This is a genomic window from Chryseobacterium daecheongense, assembly GCF_003729955.1.
In the GTDB taxonomy this organism is placed as follows: Bacteria; Bacteroidota; Bacteroidia; order Flavobacteriales; family Weeksellaceae; genus Chryseobacterium; species Chryseobacterium daecheongense.
Window position 1 is genome coordinate 785,409 of sequence record NZ_RJTX01000002.1, and the last position, 20,326, is coordinate 805,734.

Here is a 20,326-nt window from a genome sequence, read left to right on the forward strand (position 1 = left end):
TGGAAGTATCAGTATGCTACTTCCATTTTTACTTTTTTACCTTTTAATTTTTCATTGCTTAGCTTTTTGAGAACAGCATTTACTTTATCCCTTACAACAGCAACATAGGAGGTGGTATCTTTTACTTCTATTAAGCCAATATCTTCCTTTTGCAATTCTCCTTTTTTGATCAGGTATCCCACAATGTCCACTTTATTAACCTTGTCTTTTTTACCTGCACTGATGTAGATGGTTTGAAAAGGTGTTTTTCCCGGAACCTTGTTGAAACCGGACACATTTTCTTCGGGGATATTATTTTTAATGAATGGGAAATTTTCGTCCTCCGTCATTATTAAATAGGCGAAACCTTTGGCATTCATCCTTGCAGTACGTCCATTTCTATGAATAAAAGCATCTTCTTTGGGAGGCAATTGATAATGAACAATAGACTCAACTTCCGGAACATCCAAACCGCGGGAAGCCAGATCAGTGGTAATCAAAATTCTGGCGGAATCATTCCTGAATTTCAATAAGGCGCGTTCTCTTTCATCCTGTTCCATACCGCCATGGAATGTCTCTCTGTCAATCCCCTTTTGTCTTAAGAGCTCAGAAATCCGGTCAACAGCTTCGCGGTGATTGCAGAAAATCAATGTTCTTTTATTTCCTATCTTACAGATCAGATTGAAGAGAGTATCCAGTTTTTCTTCCGGAGTGGTCATTACCTTTTTCAGCTGAATATCTGGTTTGGTTTCGTTTAGTTTTAAGAAATTAATAATCTTCTCATTCTTTAATCCGGTAAATGCCGGAATTTCATCCATGGCAGTAGCCGAAGTCAAAATCCTTTGAGAAACATTTTTCAGGCAATTGATAATAAAATCCATATCCTCCTGAAATCCTAATTCCAGAGCTTTGTCAAATTCATCCAACACTAAAGTTCGAATTGTTTTCGGATCAAAATTGTTATTTCTTAAATGATAAACCACTCTTCCCGGAGTACCGATCAAAACCGCGGGAGCTTCTATCAGATTGTTAACTTCAATCTTTTTATCATGTCCGCCATAGCAAACAGAAACTTTAAAATCCGTTCCCATTGCTTTAAACACCTGTTCGATCTGCAAAGCCAATTCCCTTGCCGGAACTAAAATCAAAGTCTGAATACCGGAATCCTCTTTTTTAAGATTTCGGAGAACAGGGAATAGAAAAGCAAGCGTTTTTCCTGAACCGGTAGGAGAAAGCAGAATAATATCCTGATTATTTTCAGAAGCTTTATAGGTAGACTGCTGCATCTGATTCATTTCCTGAATCTGCAGTTTTTGATAAATTGATTCTAATTCCATTTTGCAAAGGTAGTGATTAAGGAGCAGGAATTAAGAATCAGAAAATTGATAAATAGTTTAAAAACCTTTTGGTGAAATTTTAGTTGATCTGTTCTTCATAATGTTTTACAGCGTTAGAAATAATAAAATTGATCATGTTGAAATCATACTTATCTTTGTGAAAATAGTAGATTCCCAGTTCAACCATAAGTTTTCTGTGAAAAGCTCCGAAAAACTCAATATCATTCAGCATTTGTAATGCATTATCTGCCATATACTCTTTGTACTCTTGTGATGAATAAAGTGAAAGGTTATTATTAAACCGTTTCAGTTCTTCTAATTGGGATAATGTAATCGGTTTAGCCATAATAATTATTTTTTATACTTTACTTTTCAGCACTTTAAAGTTATAGATTTTTCATCAAATAAAAACCGAATGAAAAAAAATAAGATGATTTTATTGTGTTGATTGATAATGATTTAAAAGAAAAATGAATAGAAATGGAATTATTGTTTATCTCAAATAAAATTCTTATCTTTGCACCCACTTTTGTGGTAAAGGTCTGAAGAGTAAAATATTAATAATTAATTACTTCCGTATTTTTTAATCCGCATTTATTCAGACCATTAAAAAAGAAGGAATACAAATTTTATTAGAAAATGTCAAAAGAGACAAATTCAGCAGAGGTTTTATTAAACCAAAACGTAGCACCAGAACAATTTGATTGGGATTCTTTCGAATCAGGTCTTGATGCAGATGCGAGAAAAGAAAAAAGCGATTTAGAAGAAATCTACAACGGATCTTTGAACAACCTAGACGATAATGACGTTTTAGTTGGAAAAGTTGTAAGATTAACTGACAAAGAAGCTATCGTAGACATCAACTTCAAATCAGAAGGTGTTATCTCTCTTAACGAATTCCGTTACAACCAAGGATTAAAAGTTGGTGATGAAGTAGAAGTAATGGTTGACAGAAGAGAAGACAAAACAGGTCAGTTACAGTTATCTCACAAAAAAGCCAGAACACTAAAAGCTTGGGATAAAGTAAATGAGCTTCACGAAACAGGAGAAATCGTAAACGGTTTTGTGAAATCAAGAACTAAAGGTGGTATGATCGTTGACGTACACGGAATCGAAGCATTCTTACCTGGTTCTCAAATTGACGTTAAGCCAATTAAAGATTACGATCAGTTCGTAGGGAAGACTATGGAGTTCAAAGTGGTGAAAATCAACCCTGAGTTCAAAAACGTAGTAGTATCTCACAAAGCATTGATCGAAGCAGATATCGAAGGTCAGAAAAAAGAAATCATCTCTCAATTAGAGAAAGGACAAGTTCTTGAAGGTACTGTTAAGAATATCACTTCTTACGGTGTGTTCATCGACTTAGGTGGTGTAGACGGATTGATCCACATTACAGACCTTTCTTGGTCTAGAGTAAACCACCCATCCGAAATCCTTGAGGACGGACAAACTGTGAAAGTGGTAATCCTTGATTTCGATGATGAGAAAACAAGAATCCAATTGGGTATGAAGCAATTAGAGCCGCACCCATGGGATGCTCTTTCTGCTGACTTAAAAGTAGGAGATAAAGTAAAAGGAAAAGTAGTAGTTCTTGCTGACTATGGTGCATTCGTAGAAATCGCTCCAGGTGTTGAAGGATTAATCCACGTTTCTGAAATGTCTTGGTCTACTCACTTAAGATCTGCTGGTGATTTCGTAAAAGTAGGTGATGAAGTAGAAGCTGAAGTATTAACTTTAGATAGAGACGAAAGAAAAATTTCTCTTGGTATCAAGCAATTGTCTAAAGATCCATGGGAAAATATCGAAGCTAAATATCCTGTAGGATCTAAGCATGTAGGAACTGTAAGAAACTTCACTAACTTTGGTGTATTCGTAGAGTTAGAAGAAGGTATTGACGGGTTAATCTACATCTCTGATCTTTCTTGGACTAAGAAAATCAAGCATCCATCTGAGTTCTGTGCAGTAGGTGATAAATTAGATGTTGTAGTTCTTGAATTAGATATCCAGGCTAGAAGATTATCTCTAGGTCACAAGCAATTGACTGAAAACCCATGGGATACATTCGAAACTAAATATGCTGAAGGAACTATCCACGCTGGTAAAGCGGTAGAAGTTCACGATAAAGGAGCTTCTGTACAATTCGAAGATGCTGAGGTTGAAGCTTTCTGCCCTTCAAGATTATTAGAGAAAGAAGATGGATCTAAAATCAAGAAAGGAGAAGAAGCTGATTTCAAAGTAATCGAGTTCAACAAAGAATTCAAGAGAGTAGTAGTATCTCACACAGGTATCTTCAGAGATGAAGAGAAGAAAAATGCTAAAGAAGCTACTAAGAACGTTACTTCTTCTTCAAACGAAGAAAGATCAACTCTTGGAGATATCGATGCATTAGCAGAATTGAAAAGAAAAATGGAAGAAGGTAAATAATCTTTAACCATTATCATACATGAGCCACTCTTTGGAGTGGCTTTTTTAATGTTAAGGAATCGCCTCGGGCTTTGCCCGAGGCGATTTTATTTATCTATTATACCGATGAACAGAGGAATAATATAGTCAGTTATCGTACCTTTGCTGGCTGAAAAAAGAATTATGAAGAAGAAAAATATACTAAAAGGAGTGTTATTTGTTGGAATTGGGGCAAGTATATATGGGATGTTAGCAACATTCGTGAAAATGGCCTACCAGGATGGATATACTACCTCAGAGGTGACAACATCACAGTTTATATTAGGATTAATAGGGCTTTTGCTTTTAAATTTTATTCAAACCATAACCTCAAAACAAAGATTGTCATCACCAAGTCCGAAAGAAATAAGGACACTTATGCTGGCTGGAACATCAATGGGATGTACAAGTCTATTTTACTACATTGCTGTTCAATATATCAATGTTTCTATTGCTATTGTATTGCTGATGCAATCTGTTTGGTTCAGTGTCGTAGTGGAAAGTTTTTTATCCAAAAAACTGCCTAATGCAAGAAAAATATTTGCTACGGCTGTTGTTTTGTTGGGAACTGTATTAGCAACCAATCTTATCAATGTAGAACTGGAATTAGATTGGAGAGGGATTTTCTGGGGATTATTGGCTGCGGCATCTTATACATTAACAATGTTCACATCGAACACTCTTGCAACCCATTTACCGGTATTCAGGAAAAGCTTGATTATGCTTTCAGGGGGAGCTGTTGTAGTTTTTGTATTTTTATTCTTTGCTCAGATCGGGCCGCTTTATTTTGATGGATTAAAATCTGTTTATTTAAATTTTACGGAATATACAGAACATATTCATTCTTTCAATTACTCTATACTTTGGAAGTATGGTTTGGTCTTAGCATTGTTTGGAACTGTTATTCCACCAATTTTATTTAATATAGGTTTTCCGAATGCAGGTTTAGGCTTAGGAAGTATAGTTTCCTCGTTAGAACTTCCTGTTTCGGTAACAATGGCTTTTGTGCTTTTAGGAGAAAAAGTCTTATTGATTCAGTGGATAGGAATTGTATTGATTCTTTTCGCTATTGTTTTAATGAATCTCCCATCAAAGAAAACAAAGAAATATGAGGTCCCTGAATTCTCTTAAAATAGTATAATTTAATCATAAATAACAATGAAAACCACTTCTTTTGAGGTGGTTTTTTTTAATTTTATATAAAATTAGTTTTATGAGATATATGAAAAATGTAATGTTGGCAATACTATTGATGATACCACTTTGGATATTCTCTCAACTCAAACCTTTAGATGCAATGCTTACGAATTATCAATATCCTTTTGAAGTTCATTTTATCAGCCTGAAATCTCAAAATAATGATCTGAAAATGGCTTATATGGATGTAAAGCCTAAAATACCCAATGGAAAAACAATCATGCTTCTTCATGGAAAGAACTTTAACGGAGCTTATTGGGAACAGACCGCAAAAGATCTTTCTGAAAAAGGTTTCAGAGTTATAATTCCGGATCAGATAGGCTTTGGAAAGTCTTCGAAACCTCAAAATTATCAGTTCTCATTTGCTCAATTAGCCGTCAATACAAAAGCGATTCTGGATGAACTTAATGTGAGTAATACAATTGTTTTGGGACATTCAATGGGCGGAATGTTGGCTACGCGTTTTACATTGATGTATCCTGAGATGGTTGAAAAATTAATTCTGGAAAATCCAATAGGTTTGGAGGATTATAAAGCATTGACAAAATATCAAACCATTGATGAAGCTTATAAATCTGAATTAAAAAATACTTACGAATCATATAAAAATTATCAACTGAAGTTTTATTATGATAATCAGTGGAAACCAGAATATGATAAATGGCTGAATTTGCTTGCCGGTTGGACATTAAGCAAAGATTATCCGAAAGTTGCCTGGAATGCGGCTTTAACCAGTGATATTATTTTTAATCAGCCGGTTGTCTATGAATTCAAAAATATTAAAACACCAACTTTATTGATTATCGGTACCAGAGACAGAACAGCAATAGGAAAGGATAGAGCACCAAAAGAAATTCAGCCTTTAATGGGGCAATATCAGGAATTAGGTAAGAAAACGCAACGCGAGATTGTGGGCTCTAAATTGGTGGAATTAGAAAACGTAGGACATCTTCCACATATAGAAGTATATCCTAAATTCTTTGAGGCTTTATATAATTTTATAAAATAAGCAAAATAAAAAGAGGCTGTTCATTTGGAACAGCCTCTTTTCGTATGTATTGTTGTCTGAATTTCTATTTCTTGAAAGCAGCATCTTTGATTCTAGCTTTTTTACCTCTAAGGTCTCTGAAGTAATAAATTCTAGATCTTCTAACTTTACCTCTTCTGTCAACTTCAATTTTTTGAAGAGCTGGCATGTTGATAGGGAATACTCTTTCTACACCTACATCACCACTCATTTTTCTGATTGTGAAAGTTTTTGTAGAACCAGTACCTCTTAATTGGATAACTGTTCCTTTGAAGAACTGAGTTCTTGTCTTTTGTCCTTCTTTAATTTCGTAATACACAGTAATGGTATCACCTGCTTTGAATTCAGGGAATTCTTTTTTCGCAATGTACTTGTCTTGTACGTACTTTAATAAATCCATTATTAATAAAATAAAATGTTAAAGCTAAGCAACTTACACGGTTATCGTCAGAGGTTGAATAACAGGTTGCAAATATACAAATTAGTTTTTGAAACTGCCAAATATTTACTGTGTAAAAAACTATAATTTTTCAGGGAATAATGAGGCTGAAAATTAACACAACTTTTAAGTTCTCATCAAATAAGGTTTACATAAGGGTTCTACTTTTGCACGAAATAAAATGAATTCATTTTCAATCTGTTACAAACATATAACATCCCTTAAATTATTTTACTATGAAACTTAGATTATTCTTTTTCTGTTTTGTCGTCCAAATGACTTTTGGACAGACCTTGTTTCCTTATTTACAAAATCCAACCCCCAACTCTATGATTGTCAATTGGAAAACGGCTTCCAATAATGAAACAACAGTAATGTACGGAACCACCCCAACAAATCTGAACGTTACGGTTACCGGAACCACCAATGTATTTTCAGATACGGGATATAATAATAACTATTATTACCATACTGCTAAAATCACTAACCTCCAGCCTAATACAAAATATTATTACAAAATAAAAACCGGAACCAGCGAATCTGCAGTTTACAATTTCAGAACCCTCCCTTTACCTGGACAACCTGTTACTGCGGATGGTAAGATCCGTTTCCTGATCATGGGAGACAACCAGATTAAAGCAGAACCGAGATATGACACGCTTACTTTAAATGCTTTTAAGAAATTGAAACAAAAGTTTGGGGCAGCTTCCGATCCTTCAGATAATGTAGCACTTACATTTATGGTAGGAGATCAGGTAGATGTAGGAACGCTGGATCACTATGAAAATGTTCACTTTAAAAAGAATACTAAATTATCCCCTTATTTACCAATTCAAACAACAGTAGGAAATCATGAAACCTACGGAAGTTTGGGAATGAACTCTTATTATGCCCACTTTTATATTGATGAAATCAGCTATAAAGGAATTACATCAGGAAATGAGAATTATTATGCTCAGCAAGCAGGAAATGTATTATTTGTAAGTTTGAGTTCTGAACACACAGGCTCTGCACAACAAACCTGGCTTCAACAGGTTTTAAATGAGGCCAACAATGATTCTACCGTAGATTGGATCATTTCATTAAGTCACAGGCCTTATCAGGCGGAGCAATATGTAGGAGACATTTCTCCTTGGGTAAGAAACAATGCAGTTCCGCTTTTGATTACTTCAGGTAAATATTTGATGCATATAGGAGCGCACCACCATTTGTACCACAGAGGACAATTAAAGAACACTCCGAATTACCAGATTATTTCAGGTGGGACAGCTTGGGATCAGTATTGGGGAATGTCCAACGAGCAGGATTTTGATGATGTTCAGAAAACATTAACCGATTGGACATACCAAATTGTAGAAGTAGACGTAGTCAATGGAAAAGTAGATATCGAATGCTATTCCATTGGAGGTATTTATACCAAAAAATATAATGAGCTGATAGATACCTTCCACCGGTATAAAAATCAGCCAAAACCTGTAAAACCATCTATTACCAATACTTTTACAGGACCGGTAACTTTACCGTTAACGTTAAATGGAAGTGCATTTTCATCTTCCAACGGTGAACTTTTAAATACTACCCAATTCCTGATCAGTAAGGCTCCGGATTTCTCGGTTATCGATAAAGAATTTTACAGGGATTATGAAAACTGGTTTGGAAAAGACGGAAATGGAAACCCAGATCTTACTAAAAACCTGAATGCAGGGGTGGATATTACAAAAGCAAACTTTCCTGCCAATTCCATTTCAAACGGAACATATTATGCGAAAGTCCGTTACAGAGACAGAAACCTGGAATGGAGCGAATGGAGTGATGTAAAACAGTTTGAAGTTACAGGAAGTGTAGTTTCCAATCCTACTTTCACCTTAAATAAAACTGAATATTTACAAAATGAACCCATTACCGCCACCTTCACGGGAGGTCCCGGAAATCAGCAGGATTGGATCGGAATCTATAAAAAAGGACAGACTCCGGCAACCACAACTTCCCAGGTATATTCTTACACCAATGGACAAACCGCAGGAACAGTGAATTTTAATAATGGATTAGCCAATAAAGGACAATACTTCGCTGGTTTCTTCGCAAATAACGGCTACACTGAAATCACTCCGAGAAAAAGCTTTTATGTAGGACCAAAGGTTCAGTTACAGGCAACTTCGGATGTCTATCCGGTGGGAGGAACTGTTATCATTAATTATAGCAATGGTCCAAACTTAGTAAAAGACTGGATCGGTATTTATAAAATGGGACAGGTTCCGGGAACCAACGCCTCTACACAATGGAGTTATGTGAATGCGGCTTCAGGAACACTTAATTTCACGGGGCTTCCCAAAGGATATTATTATGCACAATATTATCTTGAAGATGGTTACACGCCAATCGGTGATAAAATATTCTTTAAGGTAGGAGACATTGTTACAGAACTTTGGATCAATAAACCTGTATATACACTAGGGGAAAGTATTACAGCTTCCTGGACAGATTCCCCGGGAATTATCAAAGACTGGCTGGGAATTTACCCTCAAAACATACAGATTCCGGATGATAACTTTACCTCTTATACTTATTTTGATGGGATCACACAGGGGACTAAAACCATTACAGGAAATGTAAACGGTGTGCCAACAACACCCGGCAACTATTATATGGTTATGTTCACCAATGATTCCTATACAGAGGTTTCCAATAGAGTACAGTTTCAGGTAACTTCATCATCTCTAGGAACAGATGAATTGAAAAACACTACGGAGAAAAATGTTATTTTGTATCCTAACCCTTCAAAACCGGGAGAGCCTACATTCATTAAAAGTGATTACCCGATCGAAAAAATAGAATTAGTATCTGCATCGGGAGAATTACTATATGAATCTAAGAATATTCATAACCAACGTTTTTCTTTAGTGAATGAAAACCTGCCAAAAGGAGTCTATTTCGTAAAAGTACATACCAGAAAGTTATTTACATTAAAATTAATCATTCAATAATATCAGGTTATCATAATGGACAATGCGGAGAATTTCTCCGCATTTTTTGTAAGTAAATTCAAACCGGTTGCGGAATATCCGCAGTTACGAGAAAAATTATTAAATTTAGCGGATAGAAAATCTAATGTTTCATGATAGATAAAAGAGTAAAAAATGCAAAGGAAGCCATCGAAGGAATTCAGGATGGAATGACGCTGATGTTAGGCGGATTTGGGCTTTGCGGTATCCCTGAAAACTCCATAAATGCTTTGGTAGAAAGCGATGTGAAAGATCTGACTTGTATTTCAAACAATGCAGGGGTTGATGATTTTGGATTGGGATTATTGCTTCATAAAAGACAAATCAAAAAAATGATCTCCTCTTATGTAGGAGAAAATGCTGAATTCGAAAGACAAATGCTTTCCGGGGAATTGGAAGTAGAGCTCACTCCACAGGGAACGCTTGCGGAAAAATGCAGAGCTGCACAGGCGGGAATTCCTGCGTTTTATACTCCTGCGGGTTTCGGTACCGAAGTGGCAGAAGGTAAGGAGGTGAAAGATTTTGACGGAAAACCTCATATTTTGGAGTATGCTTATAAAGCAGATTTTTCTATCGTCAAAGCCTGGAAAGGAGATCATGCAGGAAACTTAATTTTTAAGGGATCAGCGAGAAACTTTAATTTCCCAATGGCCGGTGCCGGAAAAATCACGATTGCAGAAGTAGAAGAACTGGTGGAGCCTGGACAATTGGATCCCAACGAAGTTCATATTCCAGGAATCATGATCCAGAGAATTTTCCAAGGGGAAAAATTCGAGAAAAGAATAGAACAAAGAACAGTAAGAAAGAAAGAATAATCTAAATTTCGGACTTTTCTTTAGACTAAAATAAATAAAAAACTCCCTAAGAAATTTCAGGGAGTTTTTATTTGATAATATTCTGAAAATCTTAATTTACCGGAGCTGAAGACTCAACTTTCCGTTCTCCGATCTGCTGTCTCCACATGGCATAATACAATCCTTTTTCTTCAATAAGATCTAAATGTGATCCTGTTTCTACAATTTGCCCACGTTCCAGTACATAAATCCGATCTGCATGCATGATCGTACTTAATCGGTGCGCAATAAGAACTGTAATTTGTTCTTTTTGTTTGGAAATTTCTTTAATTGTGGAGGTGATTTCTTCTTCAGTAATGCTGTCTAATGCAGAAGTAGCTTCATCAAAGATCAGCAAATGCGGTTTTCTCAACAAAGCTCTTGCAATAGCGATTCTTTGTTTTTCTCCCCCGCTTAGCTTTAGTCCGCCTTCACCAATAACGGTTTCTATACCATTTTCGGCACGTTGTAAAAGAGCAGTGCAGCTTGCTTTTTTAAGTGCTAATTGCAACTCTTCTTCTGTTGCAGAAGGATTCACAAATAAAAGATTTTCTTTGATCGTTCCTGCAAAAAGCTGGGTGTCTTGGGTTACAAAACCTATTTGGTTTCTCAATTCATCAAAATCGAACTCTTTTCCATCAATTTTATTATAAAAGATACTTCCTTCCTGAGGTCTGTATAAGCCCACAAGAAGTTTTACCAATGTACTTTTCCCGGAACCGCTAGGTCCTACAAAAGCAATCGTTTCACCATTTTTTACATTGAACGCAATGGAATTAAGCGCTTTATAATGAGCGGTCTGATGCTGGAAAGAAACATTCCTGAATTCCAACTCTTCAATAGCTCCGATCTGCTTAGGAGTATCAGGCTTGGGCTCTACTGATTTTTTCATCAATCCGTCAAAATTATTGAGTGATGCCTGTGCTTCTCTGTAAGAGATAATAATATTCCCGATCTCCTGCATAGGTCCGAAAATAAAGAAACCATAAAACATCAATGATAAATATTGTCCAGGAGTGACTATATTTTTAAAAATAAGCAACAGTAATGTGAACGTAATGATTTGCTGTAAAAAATTCACTAAAGTTCCCTGTACAAAGCTCAGAGAGCGGATACTTTTTACTTTTCTTAATTCAAGGTTCAGGATTTTATATGTATTGTTATTCAGGCGCTCCACTTCTTGATTGGTGAGCCCCATACTTTTTACAATTTCTATATTCCTAAGGCTTTCTGTGGTGCTGCCAGCAAGACTGGTAGTTTCCTTTACAATGCTTTTCTGGATGGTTTTTATTCTTTTGCTTAATAAATTGGTCACTACGGCAATAAGAATGATCCCAACTACATATACGGGCATAATAGACCAATGCAAACGGATAGCATATACGGAAACGAAGATGATGCTTACCAGGATCCCGAAAAACACATTGATGAAATTGTTGATGAATTTCACCGAATCTTCTCTTACTTTCGTTAAAATGGAAAGCGTTTCACCGCTTCTCTGATCCTCAAACTCCTGAAAAGGCAATCTCATGGAATGCTTGAGCCCGTCAGTGAAAATCCGGGCTCCAAACTTCTGGATAATCACATTCACTACATAATCCTGGAATGCTTTTGCGATGCGGCTTACCATTGCGGTGCCGATCAACAGTCCTAAAAAGTATAATACACCATGATAAATATCAGTTCCATATAGATATTCATTCAGATTTCTCGGAATCTGTTTTTCTTTATCGAAAAAGTTAGGGTGAGTAACCAGTTTATCTAATATGTTTCCTGTAATGGCCGGAGCAAACAATGAAAAAACCTGGTTTACAGCAGCTAATATAAGTGAGGCAACAATTAACCAGCGATAAGGTTTTAAATAATATAATAAAGTTTTCATTTTGACAATGGGAAAGTTCGCAATTTACAACAATTTACGAAGCAAAAAATTACCGTAAGGTAAGAACAAAAGTATTTTCATAGTTCTGAAAAATTAATTAATTTGGCAGGATAAGATTATGCTATGCTAACGAAAGAACAAATTGCCAAAAGAATTTCCAAAGAAGTAAAAGACGGGTATTATGTAAACCTGGGAATTGGAATTCCTACGCTGGTTGCCAATTATGTCCCTGAAAACCTTTCCGTAGAATTCCAGAGTGAGAACGGAGTGTTGGGAATGGGACCTTTCCCTTATGAAGGTGAAGAGGATGCGGATATCATCAATGCCGGAAAACAGACGATTACCATATTGCCGGGGGGATCATTTTTTGATTCTGCATTCAGTTTCGGGATGATCCGTAGTAAAAAAGTGGATTTAACGATTCTTGGAGCAATGGAAGTTTCAGAAAACGGAGATATTGCCAACTGGAAGATTCCCGGAAAGATGGTAAAGGGAATGGGAGGAGCGATGGATCTGGTGGCTTCCGCTGAGAATATTATCGTTGCCATGATGCACGTAAATAAAGCAGGAGAAAGCAAAATTCTAAAAAAATGTACACTTCCTTTAACAGGAGTGAATTGCGTAAAAAGAGTAGTGACGGAATTAGCAGTCTTAGATGTGACTCCGGCTGGTTTTAAGCTTGTTGAAAGAGCTCCAGGAGTTTCCGTGGAAGATATTGTAAAAGCAACTGAAGCAGATTTGATTATTGACGGTGAAATTCCTGAAATGCAATTCTAATAAAAATATTTTAGTATAAAAAAAGGCTGTTTTTACAATGAAAACAGCCTTTTTATGTTGTATCATTAAATTTATTTCGCTCCGAATACCTTTTGTAAAAGGGAAGTTGTTCTTAAAGCAGGATTATTTCTGATTCCACTCTCTTTCTCTGCAATCATTTTGAAAACCCCATTGATGGTTTCAGTGGTTACATATTCATTAAGATCGGTTGTTACAGACTGTCCCGTCAATAAATTATATTTTGAAATCAAATTTTTCCAAACAGTATCAGCACCTACTTTCCCTAATGAAGCCTTTACTTTAGGTTGGAAAGCTGTAAATAACTGATTTTGGGTTTTGGTTTGTAAATAATTGGTTGCTGCATTATTTGAACCCAGTAAAATGTTTTTTGCATCTGTAATGGTCATAGAAGTAATGGCATTGGCAAAGATAGGCGCAGAACTCGTTACAGCATCTTCGGCCGCCCTGTTCAATAGTTTTACTCCCTGGTCTGCAAGGCTTCCTAAGCCTACTGCACGAAGTTTAGTATCAATCACTCTTAATTTTTCAGGCATTAAGATTTTTACCATTTCGTTTTTATAAAAACCGTCGGTTGTACTTAATTTTTTTACCCCTTCTGTTACCCCTAAATTTAAAGCTTCTTTTAATCCTGATGAAATCTGAGTTGAGCTCAAACTGCTGAGGTTTACAGAAGAATTACTGGTAGTAGTACTTGTAGGAGTTGTGGTTGTAGAATTGGTTGCTTTTACCGGTTTGTTAAGATCAATCCCTGTTTTTTCTTTAACTGTAGATTTGATGGCCTCTAAAATTTGTGCCTGAGTAGAAACTGAAAATAATAAAAAGGAAACTAAAACAAAATTTTTTTTCATTGTGATATTTTTTGCAAAATTAGATCTTTCTTTGGTGAATAAGTTAAAATTGATGAAGAAAATTTTTTAGAAAATAAGTATATTCGCCTAAATCTTAATCTAATACAATGAAGCGTTGTTTACTGACCTTTCTAATTCTGGCTTCTCATATGTTTTTTACTCAATCTACCCTTAATTTAATCCCGAAACCTCAGAAAGTTGAGATGTTGAAAGGGGAATTTATTATTCCGGAAACACTCGTATTAAACAGTGACCTTCCGAAAGAAGAAACAGAATATTTCAAAAAAAGATTAAATGCTCCGCTGAAATTCAAGTATGCTCAGAAAGGAGGTGGAATTCATTTGACCAATTCCATTATTCCAAGCTTGCCAAAAGATGATGAACAGAAAAAAGAAAATTATTCCTTAGAAATTTCACCCAAACAGATTCATATACAATCTTATACCAAACAGGGATATTTCCTGGCACTTCAAACCTTAATTCAATTGTTTGAAGAACATCAGAATGATAAGAAAATTCCTGCTTTGAAAATTGAAGATCAACCCAAATTTGCATGGCGAGGAATGCATCTGGATGTTTGCCGCCACTTTTTCACAGTGGATGAGGTAAAGCAGTACATAGACTATCTTGCGATGTACAAAATGAATACCTTTCACTGGCATCTTACAGACGACCAGGGTTGGAGAATTGAGATCAAAAAGTATCCGAAATTAACGCAATTAGGTTCAAAAAGAAAAGAATCCATGATCGGGGCTTATGTAGATAACCAATTTGACGGGAAGCCTTATGGCCCTTATTTTTATACTCAGGAACAGATCAAAGATGTGGTGAAATATGCTCAGGAAAGACACATCACTGTTGTTCCGGAAATTGAAATGCCCGGACATGCTTTAGCGGCACTTGCAGCATATCCTGAATTGGCCTGTACAAAAGGACCTTTCGAACCGGCAACAAAATGGGGTGTTTTTGATGATGTTTTCTGCCCGAAAGACGAAACATTTACCTTTTTAGAAAACGTATTGGATGAGGTGATTCAGCTGTTTCCGTCACCATATATCCATATTGGCGGTGATGAATGCCCGAAAACAAGATGGAAAGAATGCGCACATTGTCAGGAATTAATCAGGAAAAATAATCTGAAAGATGAGCATGGTTTGCAGAGTTATTTTATTCAAAGAATTGAAAAATACGTTAATAAGAAAGGCAGAAAAATCATTGGCTGGGACGAAATTTTAGAAGGTGGACTGGCTCCGAATGCAGCCGTAATGAGCTGGACGGGGATTAAAGGAGGAGTTGAAGCTGCAAAAGCTAAACATTTTGCCGTAATGACACCCGGATCTTATTGTTATTTCGATCATTATCAAGGTGATCCTCAAACCGAGCCCAATGCTTTCGGAGGATATACACCACTTGATAAAGTATATTCTTATAACCCGATTCCAGAGGAACTTAATGCAGAGCAGGCAAAGTATATTTTAGGGGTTCAGGCCAATTTATGGACGGAATATATTACAGATTTTAATCATGTACAGTATATGATTTTTCCAAGATTGATGGCTCTTTCAGAAGTAGCCTGGGGAACATCAGACCCGAAAAATTATAAAGAATTTGAAAACAGGGTGATCAGCCAGTTCAAAGTGCTGGACAAAATGAAGATCAATTATGCCAGAAGCATTTACAATATTTCAGCAAAAGTAATTCCCCATAACAACGGAATAGCTTACGAATTATCTACTTCACAAGATCCAAAAGGAATACGATATACTCTGGACGGAACAGATCCAACTGCCAATTCATCAGTCTATCAAAATCCTGTTCCTGTTTCAAAATCATTAATGGTAAAATCGGCCTATTTTGAAAACGGACAATTAAAAAGCGCTATTTCTTCACAGGAATTTTCCGTTTCAAAGGCTACAGGGAAAAGTATTACCTTAGAACACCAGCCAAGTGAAAACTATTCTTTCGGAGGAGCTTTTACTTTGGTAGACGGAATTATTGGAAATCAAAAGCAATTAGGAAAAACCTGGTTGGGCTTCCAGGGAAAAGATGTAGTAGCAACTATTGATTTGGGTCAAAAGATGAGTTTTTCTGAGGTTTATTTTAATACTTTAGAAAATAAGGGAAGCTGGATTCACCTCGCCAAGTCTGCACAGGTCTTTGTTTCTGATGACAATAAGAGCTTTAAAATGATTAAAGAAATCGGAAAAGAAGAAATTCAGAAGGCAAAAGGAAGAATCAAACTGAATGTAGGCAATCAAAATGCTAAATATATAAAGATCAAAATAGAAAATGCAGGGATTATTCCAGCAGGAAACCCTGGTGCTGATTCCAAGGCATGGCTCTTTGTAGATGAAATAGGTATAAAATAAATTATGATATAAATGCAAAATACAGCTTTATCTGCCGAGTTTACCACTTCACCCGAATTGGTGGAAAAACTTCACCGTTTCGGAATCATCAAAACGTATAAAGCAGGGGATATTATTCTGGATGAAAATGCTTCTATTAGATCCATTCCTATTGTGATGAAAGGAATGATTAAGGTCATCAGAACAGAAGAGGACGGGCGAGAGATTCTATTGTATTATATCAAAGCCGGTGAAAGCTGTATTATGTCCTTTTTAGGAGGAATGCATAATGAAAAAAGTATGGTGAAGGCAGAAGTGGAAGAAGATGCGGAAATACTCTTTCTTCCGGTTGATAAAGTCTCGTTATTCATTAAAGAATACCCGGAATGGCTGGATTATATTTTCAGGCTTTACCATAAGCGTTTTGAAGAGCTTTTAGATATCGTCAATGCAATTGCCTTCAAAAAAGTAGATGAAAGACTGCTAAACCTTCTGAATAAAAAATCAGAACTTACCCAATCCAGGACTATTATTATCACTCACGAACAGCTTGCCAACGAACTGGGTACAGCGAGAGTAGTGGTGTCAAGACTGCTTAAACAGCTTGAGGAGGATGGAAAAGTAAAATTAGGCAGAAATAAGATCATCCTCCCTGATTCCTTTTAAAATGATGCTTATGTAACAAAAGTAGCTGTAGGAGCTTTTGAATCTTTTCATTTTTGTTTCAGAAATTATTTGAAAGAAAATGGAAATATTAGGTTATCTGGCAGCAGTTTTAATTGGAGTTTCACTGGGACTCATAGGTGGGGGCGGAAGTATTCTTACCGTACCTGTTCTGGTTTACATTTTTGGGATTGATGCTTTACTGGCAACAGAATACTCTTTATTTATAGTAGGAATCAGCAGTGTTGCAGGTTCACTTTCCTATTTTAAGAATGGCTGGGTTGATCTTAAGACAGCCTTTATATTTGGGACACCTTCACTTATTTCTCTTTTCCTTACGAGAACATACATTTTACCGCTGATTCCTGATGAGATTTTCAGAGCAGGTCATTTTTTACTTACTAAAGATATTTTTCTTCTTTTGATTTTTGCGGTGCTGATGATCCTGGCTTCTTATAAAATGATCAGGAAAAATGTTGAAGTGAATCCTGTTTTAATACAGTCCAATAAAAATAATTCTCTACTGGCGGCAGGAGAAGGTTCCATCGTAGGTATTCTTACAGGTTTGGTTGGAGCCGGCGGAGGCTTTATGATCATACCAGCTTTGGTGAATCTTCTTAAAACTCCCATGAAAGTGGCGATCGGAACTTCTTTAGTCATCATATCATTCAATTCTTTGATAGGTTTTTTTTCTTCCATAGGCTCTGTGAAATTACAGTGGGATCTGTTGATTACTATTTCTGCCATTGCCATATTGGGAATCATCATAGGCACTTGGCTTTCAAAAAAAATTGATGGTAAAAAACTGAAACCTGCATTTGGCTGGTTTATACTCATTATGGGTATTTATATGATTATCAAAGAAATTTTTCTTTAAACTGCTTATGTAACAAAAGTAGCTGTACAACAAATAAGAAAACAGGAATTTTGAACAATAATAACAATAGAACAATATGAAAATAGAACAAATTTATACAGGATGTTTGGCTCAGGGAGCTTACTATATTTTGTCAAACGGAGAAGCGGCAATTATAGACCCGCTAAGGGAAACACAACCCTATATAGAAAAACTGAAAAAAGATGGAGTGAAGCTGAAATATATTTTTGAAACCCATTTTCACGCTGATTTCGTAAGTGGACATCTTGATCTGAGCAGAAAAACAGGAGCACCTATTGTATATGGACCTACTGCACAACCGGAATTTAACGCTATTATAGCTAAAGACAATGAAATATTTCAAATAGGAAATATAAGTATAAAGGTACTTCATACACCAGGGCATACTCTGGAAAGTTCTTCATATCTTCTTATGGATGAAAATGGAGAGGAAAAAGCACTTTTCAGCGGAGATACATTGTTTTTAGGAGATGTCGGCCGCCCGGATCTGGCTCAGAAAGCGGCTGGTATGACTCAGGAAGAATTGGCGGGATTATTATATGAAAGCCTGTACCAAAAGATTCTTCCCTTGCCTGATAATATTATAGTGTATCCGGCGCATGGAGCAGGATCAGCCTGTGGAAAAAATATGCAGAAAGAGACCGTAGATAGTTTAGGGAACCAAAAAAGAACAAACTATGCTCTCCAGCAGAAAGATAAAGAAAGCTTTGTAGAGGCCGTTACAGAAGGTTTGCTTCCTCCTCCTGCATACTTTGGAATGAACGTAGCTATGAATAAAAAAGGGTACAGCAGTTTTGATGAAACCCTGCAAAGAGGATTACATGCTTTAACTCCGGATCAATTTGAAGAAATGGCAGAACATACAGGAGCTCTGATCCTGGATGTGCGAAGTAATAATGAATTTGCCAAAGGCTTTATACCACAATCCGTCAATATCGGGTTGGATGGTGATTTCGCTCCATGGGTAGGAACACTTATTGCTGATGTAAACCAGCCGATTCTGCTTGTTGCCGATGAGGAAAAACAGGAAGAAGCTGTTACCAGGCTTGGAAGAGTGGGCTTTGATCATATTCTTGGATATCTGGAAGGAGGCTTTGAGACATGGAAGAAAAGTGGAAGAGATATCGATAAGATCAACCGTATTTCGGCTGAGCAATTTGAAAGTGATATCAAAGAAAAAACGGTAAAAATTATTGATGTAAGAAAAGAAAGCGAGTACAAGGCAGAACATGTGAATGATGCTTACAATAAGCCTTTAGCTTATCTTAATGAATGGATAGGCCAGATTGATCCATCAGAACATTTTTATCTTCATTGTGCAGGCGGCTACAGAAGTATGATGGCAGCAAGTATTCTCCAGGCAAGAGGGTACAGGAATTTTTCGGAAGTAGAAGGAGGCTTTAATGCGATCAGCAAAACAAATGTCCCGAAAAGTGATTTTGTATGTCAAAGTAAAATTTTAAATTAAAATGAATATGTTGGAAATCATAAAAGAACCTTGGTCGTGGTATGTAGCGGGACCTTTGATAGGACTTACCGTTCCCGCCTTGCTTATCCTGGGTAATAAATCTTTCGGGATAAGTTCTTCGCTGAGGCACATTTGTGCTGCATGTGTACCGGCGAACATAAACTTCTTCAAATATGACTGGAAAAAAGAAGCCTGGAACCTGTTTTTTGTATTTGGGATTTTTCTTGGAGGAATGATGGCGGCCCGCTTTTTAATGGTCCCCGGAGAAATAAAAGTAAATCCCGAATTGAAAACTGAGCTGGCTGCCTATGGAATTACAGACTACGGTAATCTAGTTCCTGTTCAGCTGATGAATTGGGAAAACCTTCTCACGATCAAAGGTTTTGTAACGATGATTGTAGGTGGATTTTTAGTGGGCTTTGGAACAAGATATGCGGGAGGCTGTACCAGTGGACATGCTATTATGGGGCTTTCCAACCTTCAGTGGCCCTCACTTATTGCAACCATAAGTTTTATGGTAGGCGGTTTTTTAGTAGCCAATTTTATTCTCCCTGTTATTCTTTCACAATAATACATTACAGCAAAAAATGATAAAAGATAAAGATTTTGAGATCCGTCATCAGGATACGGTCTGTGTAAATGAAAGCGAACTTAGCCATCGGTGGTATCACCATTTAAAATACCTTATAGTAGGGGTTTTATTCGGAATTGTGTTTGTGAAAGCTGAAGTTGTCAGCTGGTTTAGAATTCAGGAAATGTTCCGTTTGCAATCCTTTCATATGTATGGGATCATTGGAAGCGCCATTCTGGTAGGAGCTGTTTCGGTGTGGATGATTAAAAAATTCAATATCAAAACCATATATGGGGAGTCAATCAGTATTTCTCCTAAAAAGTTTAATAAAGGACAAATTTTTGGCGGACTTATATTTGGTTTCGGGTGGGCGATTACAGGAGCTTGTCCAGGGCCGCTTTTCGCCCAGATCGGAACCGGTGCTTTGGTTATAATTGTAACATTGCTGAGTGCCATCGCCGGAACTTGGGTATACGGATATTTCAGAGAAAAATTACCCCATTAATTTTAATTTCAATAACATCACAATGGCTACAGATTGGCTTCTGTAGCCATTTTATTTTTTTAGTCTCTGAAAAATTGCTAATTTGGACT

At 36.5% G+C, this 20,326-nt stretch carries 17 protein-coding genes; 12 read left to right on the forward strand and 5 right to left on the reverse strand.

All coding sequences use genetic code 11. The features are described from left to right. Positions 1-8 precede the first annotated feature (8 nt). Both EGI05_RS12035 and EGI05_RS12040 read right to left on the reverse strand, forming a co-directional pair. A complete protein-coding gene (locus EGI05_RS12035; protein WP_123263260.1) occupies positions 9-1,316 on the reverse strand; it encodes a DEAD/DEAH box helicase in 1,308 nt (435 codons plus the stop codon). Positions 1,317-1,395: 79 nt separating this feature from the next. Beyond that, the gene (locus tag EGI05_RS12040; protein WP_123263261.1) at positions 1,396-1,662 is read right to left on the reverse strand and encodes a hypothetical protein; all 267 of its coding nucleotides are present in this window, start codon (positions 1,660-1,662) and stop codon (positions 1,396-1,398) included. Between the two features lie 293 nt (positions 1,663-1,955). Here EGI05_RS12040 and rpsA point away from each other — a divergent pair, with 293 nt between their 5' ends. From rpsA to EGI05_RS12055, 3 genes are all read left to right on the forward strand, one after another. After that, a complete protein-coding gene (gene rpsA, locus EGI05_RS12045; protein WP_123263262.1) occupies positions 1,956-3,740 on the forward strand; it encodes a 30S ribosomal protein S1 in 1,785 nt (594 codons plus the stop codon). A gap of 162 nt (positions 3,741-3,902) precedes the next feature. Beyond that, positions 3,903-4,889 (forward strand): EamA family transporter, encoded by a 987-nt coding sequence (locus tag EGI05_RS12050; protein ID WP_123263263.1) that lies wholly within the window; start codon positions 3,903-3,905, stop codon positions 4,887-4,889. Positions 4,890-4,971: 82 nt separating this feature from the next. Next, complete coding sequence (locus EGI05_RS12055; protein WP_185144974.1) at positions 4,972-5,964, forward strand: alpha/beta fold hydrolase; 993 nt, start codon at positions 4,972-4,974, stop codon at positions 5,962-5,964. A gap of 64 nt (positions 5,965-6,028) precedes the next feature. On the opposite strand, the gene rplS is transcribed toward EGI05_RS12055, so the two are convergent. Continuing rightward, positions 6,029-6,382 carry a 50S ribosomal protein L19 gene (rplS, locus tag EGI05_RS12060; protein ID WP_089792393.1) on the reverse strand — a complete coding sequence of 118 codons (354 nt, stop codon included), beginning with the start codon at positions 6,380-6,382 and terminating at the stop codon, positions 6,029-6,031. A gap of 275 nt (positions 6,383-6,657) precedes the next feature. Between rplS and EGI05_RS12065 the strand changes: the two genes are divergently transcribed. Both EGI05_RS12065 and EGI05_RS12070 read left to right on the forward strand, forming a co-directional pair. Beyond that, entirely contained in the window at positions 6,658-9,405 is a 2,748-nt protein-coding gene (locus EGI05_RS12065) for a fibronectin type III domain-containing protein (RefSeq protein ID WP_123263264.1), read from the forward strand. A gap of 131 nt (positions 9,406-9,536) precedes the next feature. Then, complete coding sequence (locus tag EGI05_RS12070; RefSeq protein ID WP_123263265.1) at positions 9,537-10,238, forward strand: CoA transferase subunit A; 702 nt, start codon at positions 9,537-9,539, stop codon at positions 10,236-10,238. Positions 10,239-10,329: 91 nt separating this feature from the next. Here EGI05_RS12070 and EGI05_RS12075 read toward each other — a convergent pair whose 3' ends face one another. Beyond that, complete coding sequence (locus tag EGI05_RS12075; RefSeq protein WP_123263266.1) at positions 10,330-12,138, reverse strand: ABC transporter ATP-binding protein; 1,809 nt, start codon at positions 12,136-12,138, stop codon at positions 10,330-10,332. Positions 12,139-12,261: 123 nt separating this feature from the next. On the opposite strand from EGI05_RS12075, the gene EGI05_RS12080 reads away from it, so the two are divergent. Next, entirely contained in the window at positions 12,262-12,915 is a 654-nt protein-coding gene (locus tag EGI05_RS12080; protein WP_123263267.1) for a CoA transferase subunit B, read from the forward strand. Positions 12,916-12,986: 71 nt separating this feature from the next. Here EGI05_RS12080 and EGI05_RS12085 read toward each other — a convergent pair whose 3' ends face one another. Further along, positions 12,987-13,784: a DUF4197 domain-containing protein gene (locus EGI05_RS12085; RefSeq protein WP_123263268.1), complete on the reverse strand. Its 798-nt coding sequence runs from the start codon at positions 13,782-13,784 to the stop codon at positions 12,987-12,989. A gap of 107 nt (positions 13,785-13,891) precedes the next feature. Here EGI05_RS12085 and EGI05_RS12090 point away from each other — a divergent pair, with 107 nt between their 5' ends. The 6 genes from EGI05_RS12090 to EGI05_RS12115 all read left to right on the forward strand — a co-directional run bounded on the left by EGI05_RS12090 (position 13,892) and on the right by EGI05_RS12115 (position 20,237). Continuing rightward, complete coding sequence (locus EGI05_RS12090) at positions 13,892-16,153, forward strand: glycoside hydrolase family 20 protein (RefSeq protein ID WP_123263269.1); 2,262 nt, start codon at positions 13,892-13,894, stop codon at positions 16,151-16,153. A gap of 12 nt (positions 16,154-16,165) precedes the next feature. Continuing rightward, on the forward strand, positions 16,166-16,798 hold the full coding sequence (locus tag EGI05_RS12095) for a Crp/Fnr family transcriptional regulator (protein ID WP_123263270.1): 633 nt from the start codon (positions 16,166-16,168) through the stop codon (positions 16,796-16,798). A 79-nt stretch (positions 16,799-16,877) separates the two neighbouring features. Further along, positions 16,878-17,672, forward strand: coding sequence for a sulfite exporter TauE/SafE family protein (locus tag EGI05_RS12100; protein WP_123263271.1), 795 nt, complete (start codon positions 16,878-16,880; stop codon positions 17,670-17,672). Positions 17,673-17,748: 76 nt separating this feature from the next. Continuing rightward, positions 17,749-19,161: an MBL fold metallo-hydrolase gene (locus tag EGI05_RS12105; RefSeq protein WP_123263272.1), complete on the forward strand. Its 1,413-nt coding sequence runs from the start codon at positions 17,749-17,751 to the stop codon at positions 19,159-19,161. A gap of 7 nt (positions 19,162-19,168) precedes the next feature. Beyond that, entirely contained in the window at positions 19,169-19,732 is a 564-nt protein-coding gene (locus EGI05_RS12110; protein ID WP_123263402.1) for a YeeE/YedE family protein, read from the forward strand. Between the two features lie 16 nt (positions 19,733-19,748). Then, a complete protein-coding gene (locus EGI05_RS12115) occupies positions 19,749-20,237 on the forward strand; it encodes a DUF6691 family protein (RefSeq protein WP_123263273.1) in 489 nt (162 codons plus the stop codon). Positions 20,238-20,326 lie beyond the last annotated feature (89 nt).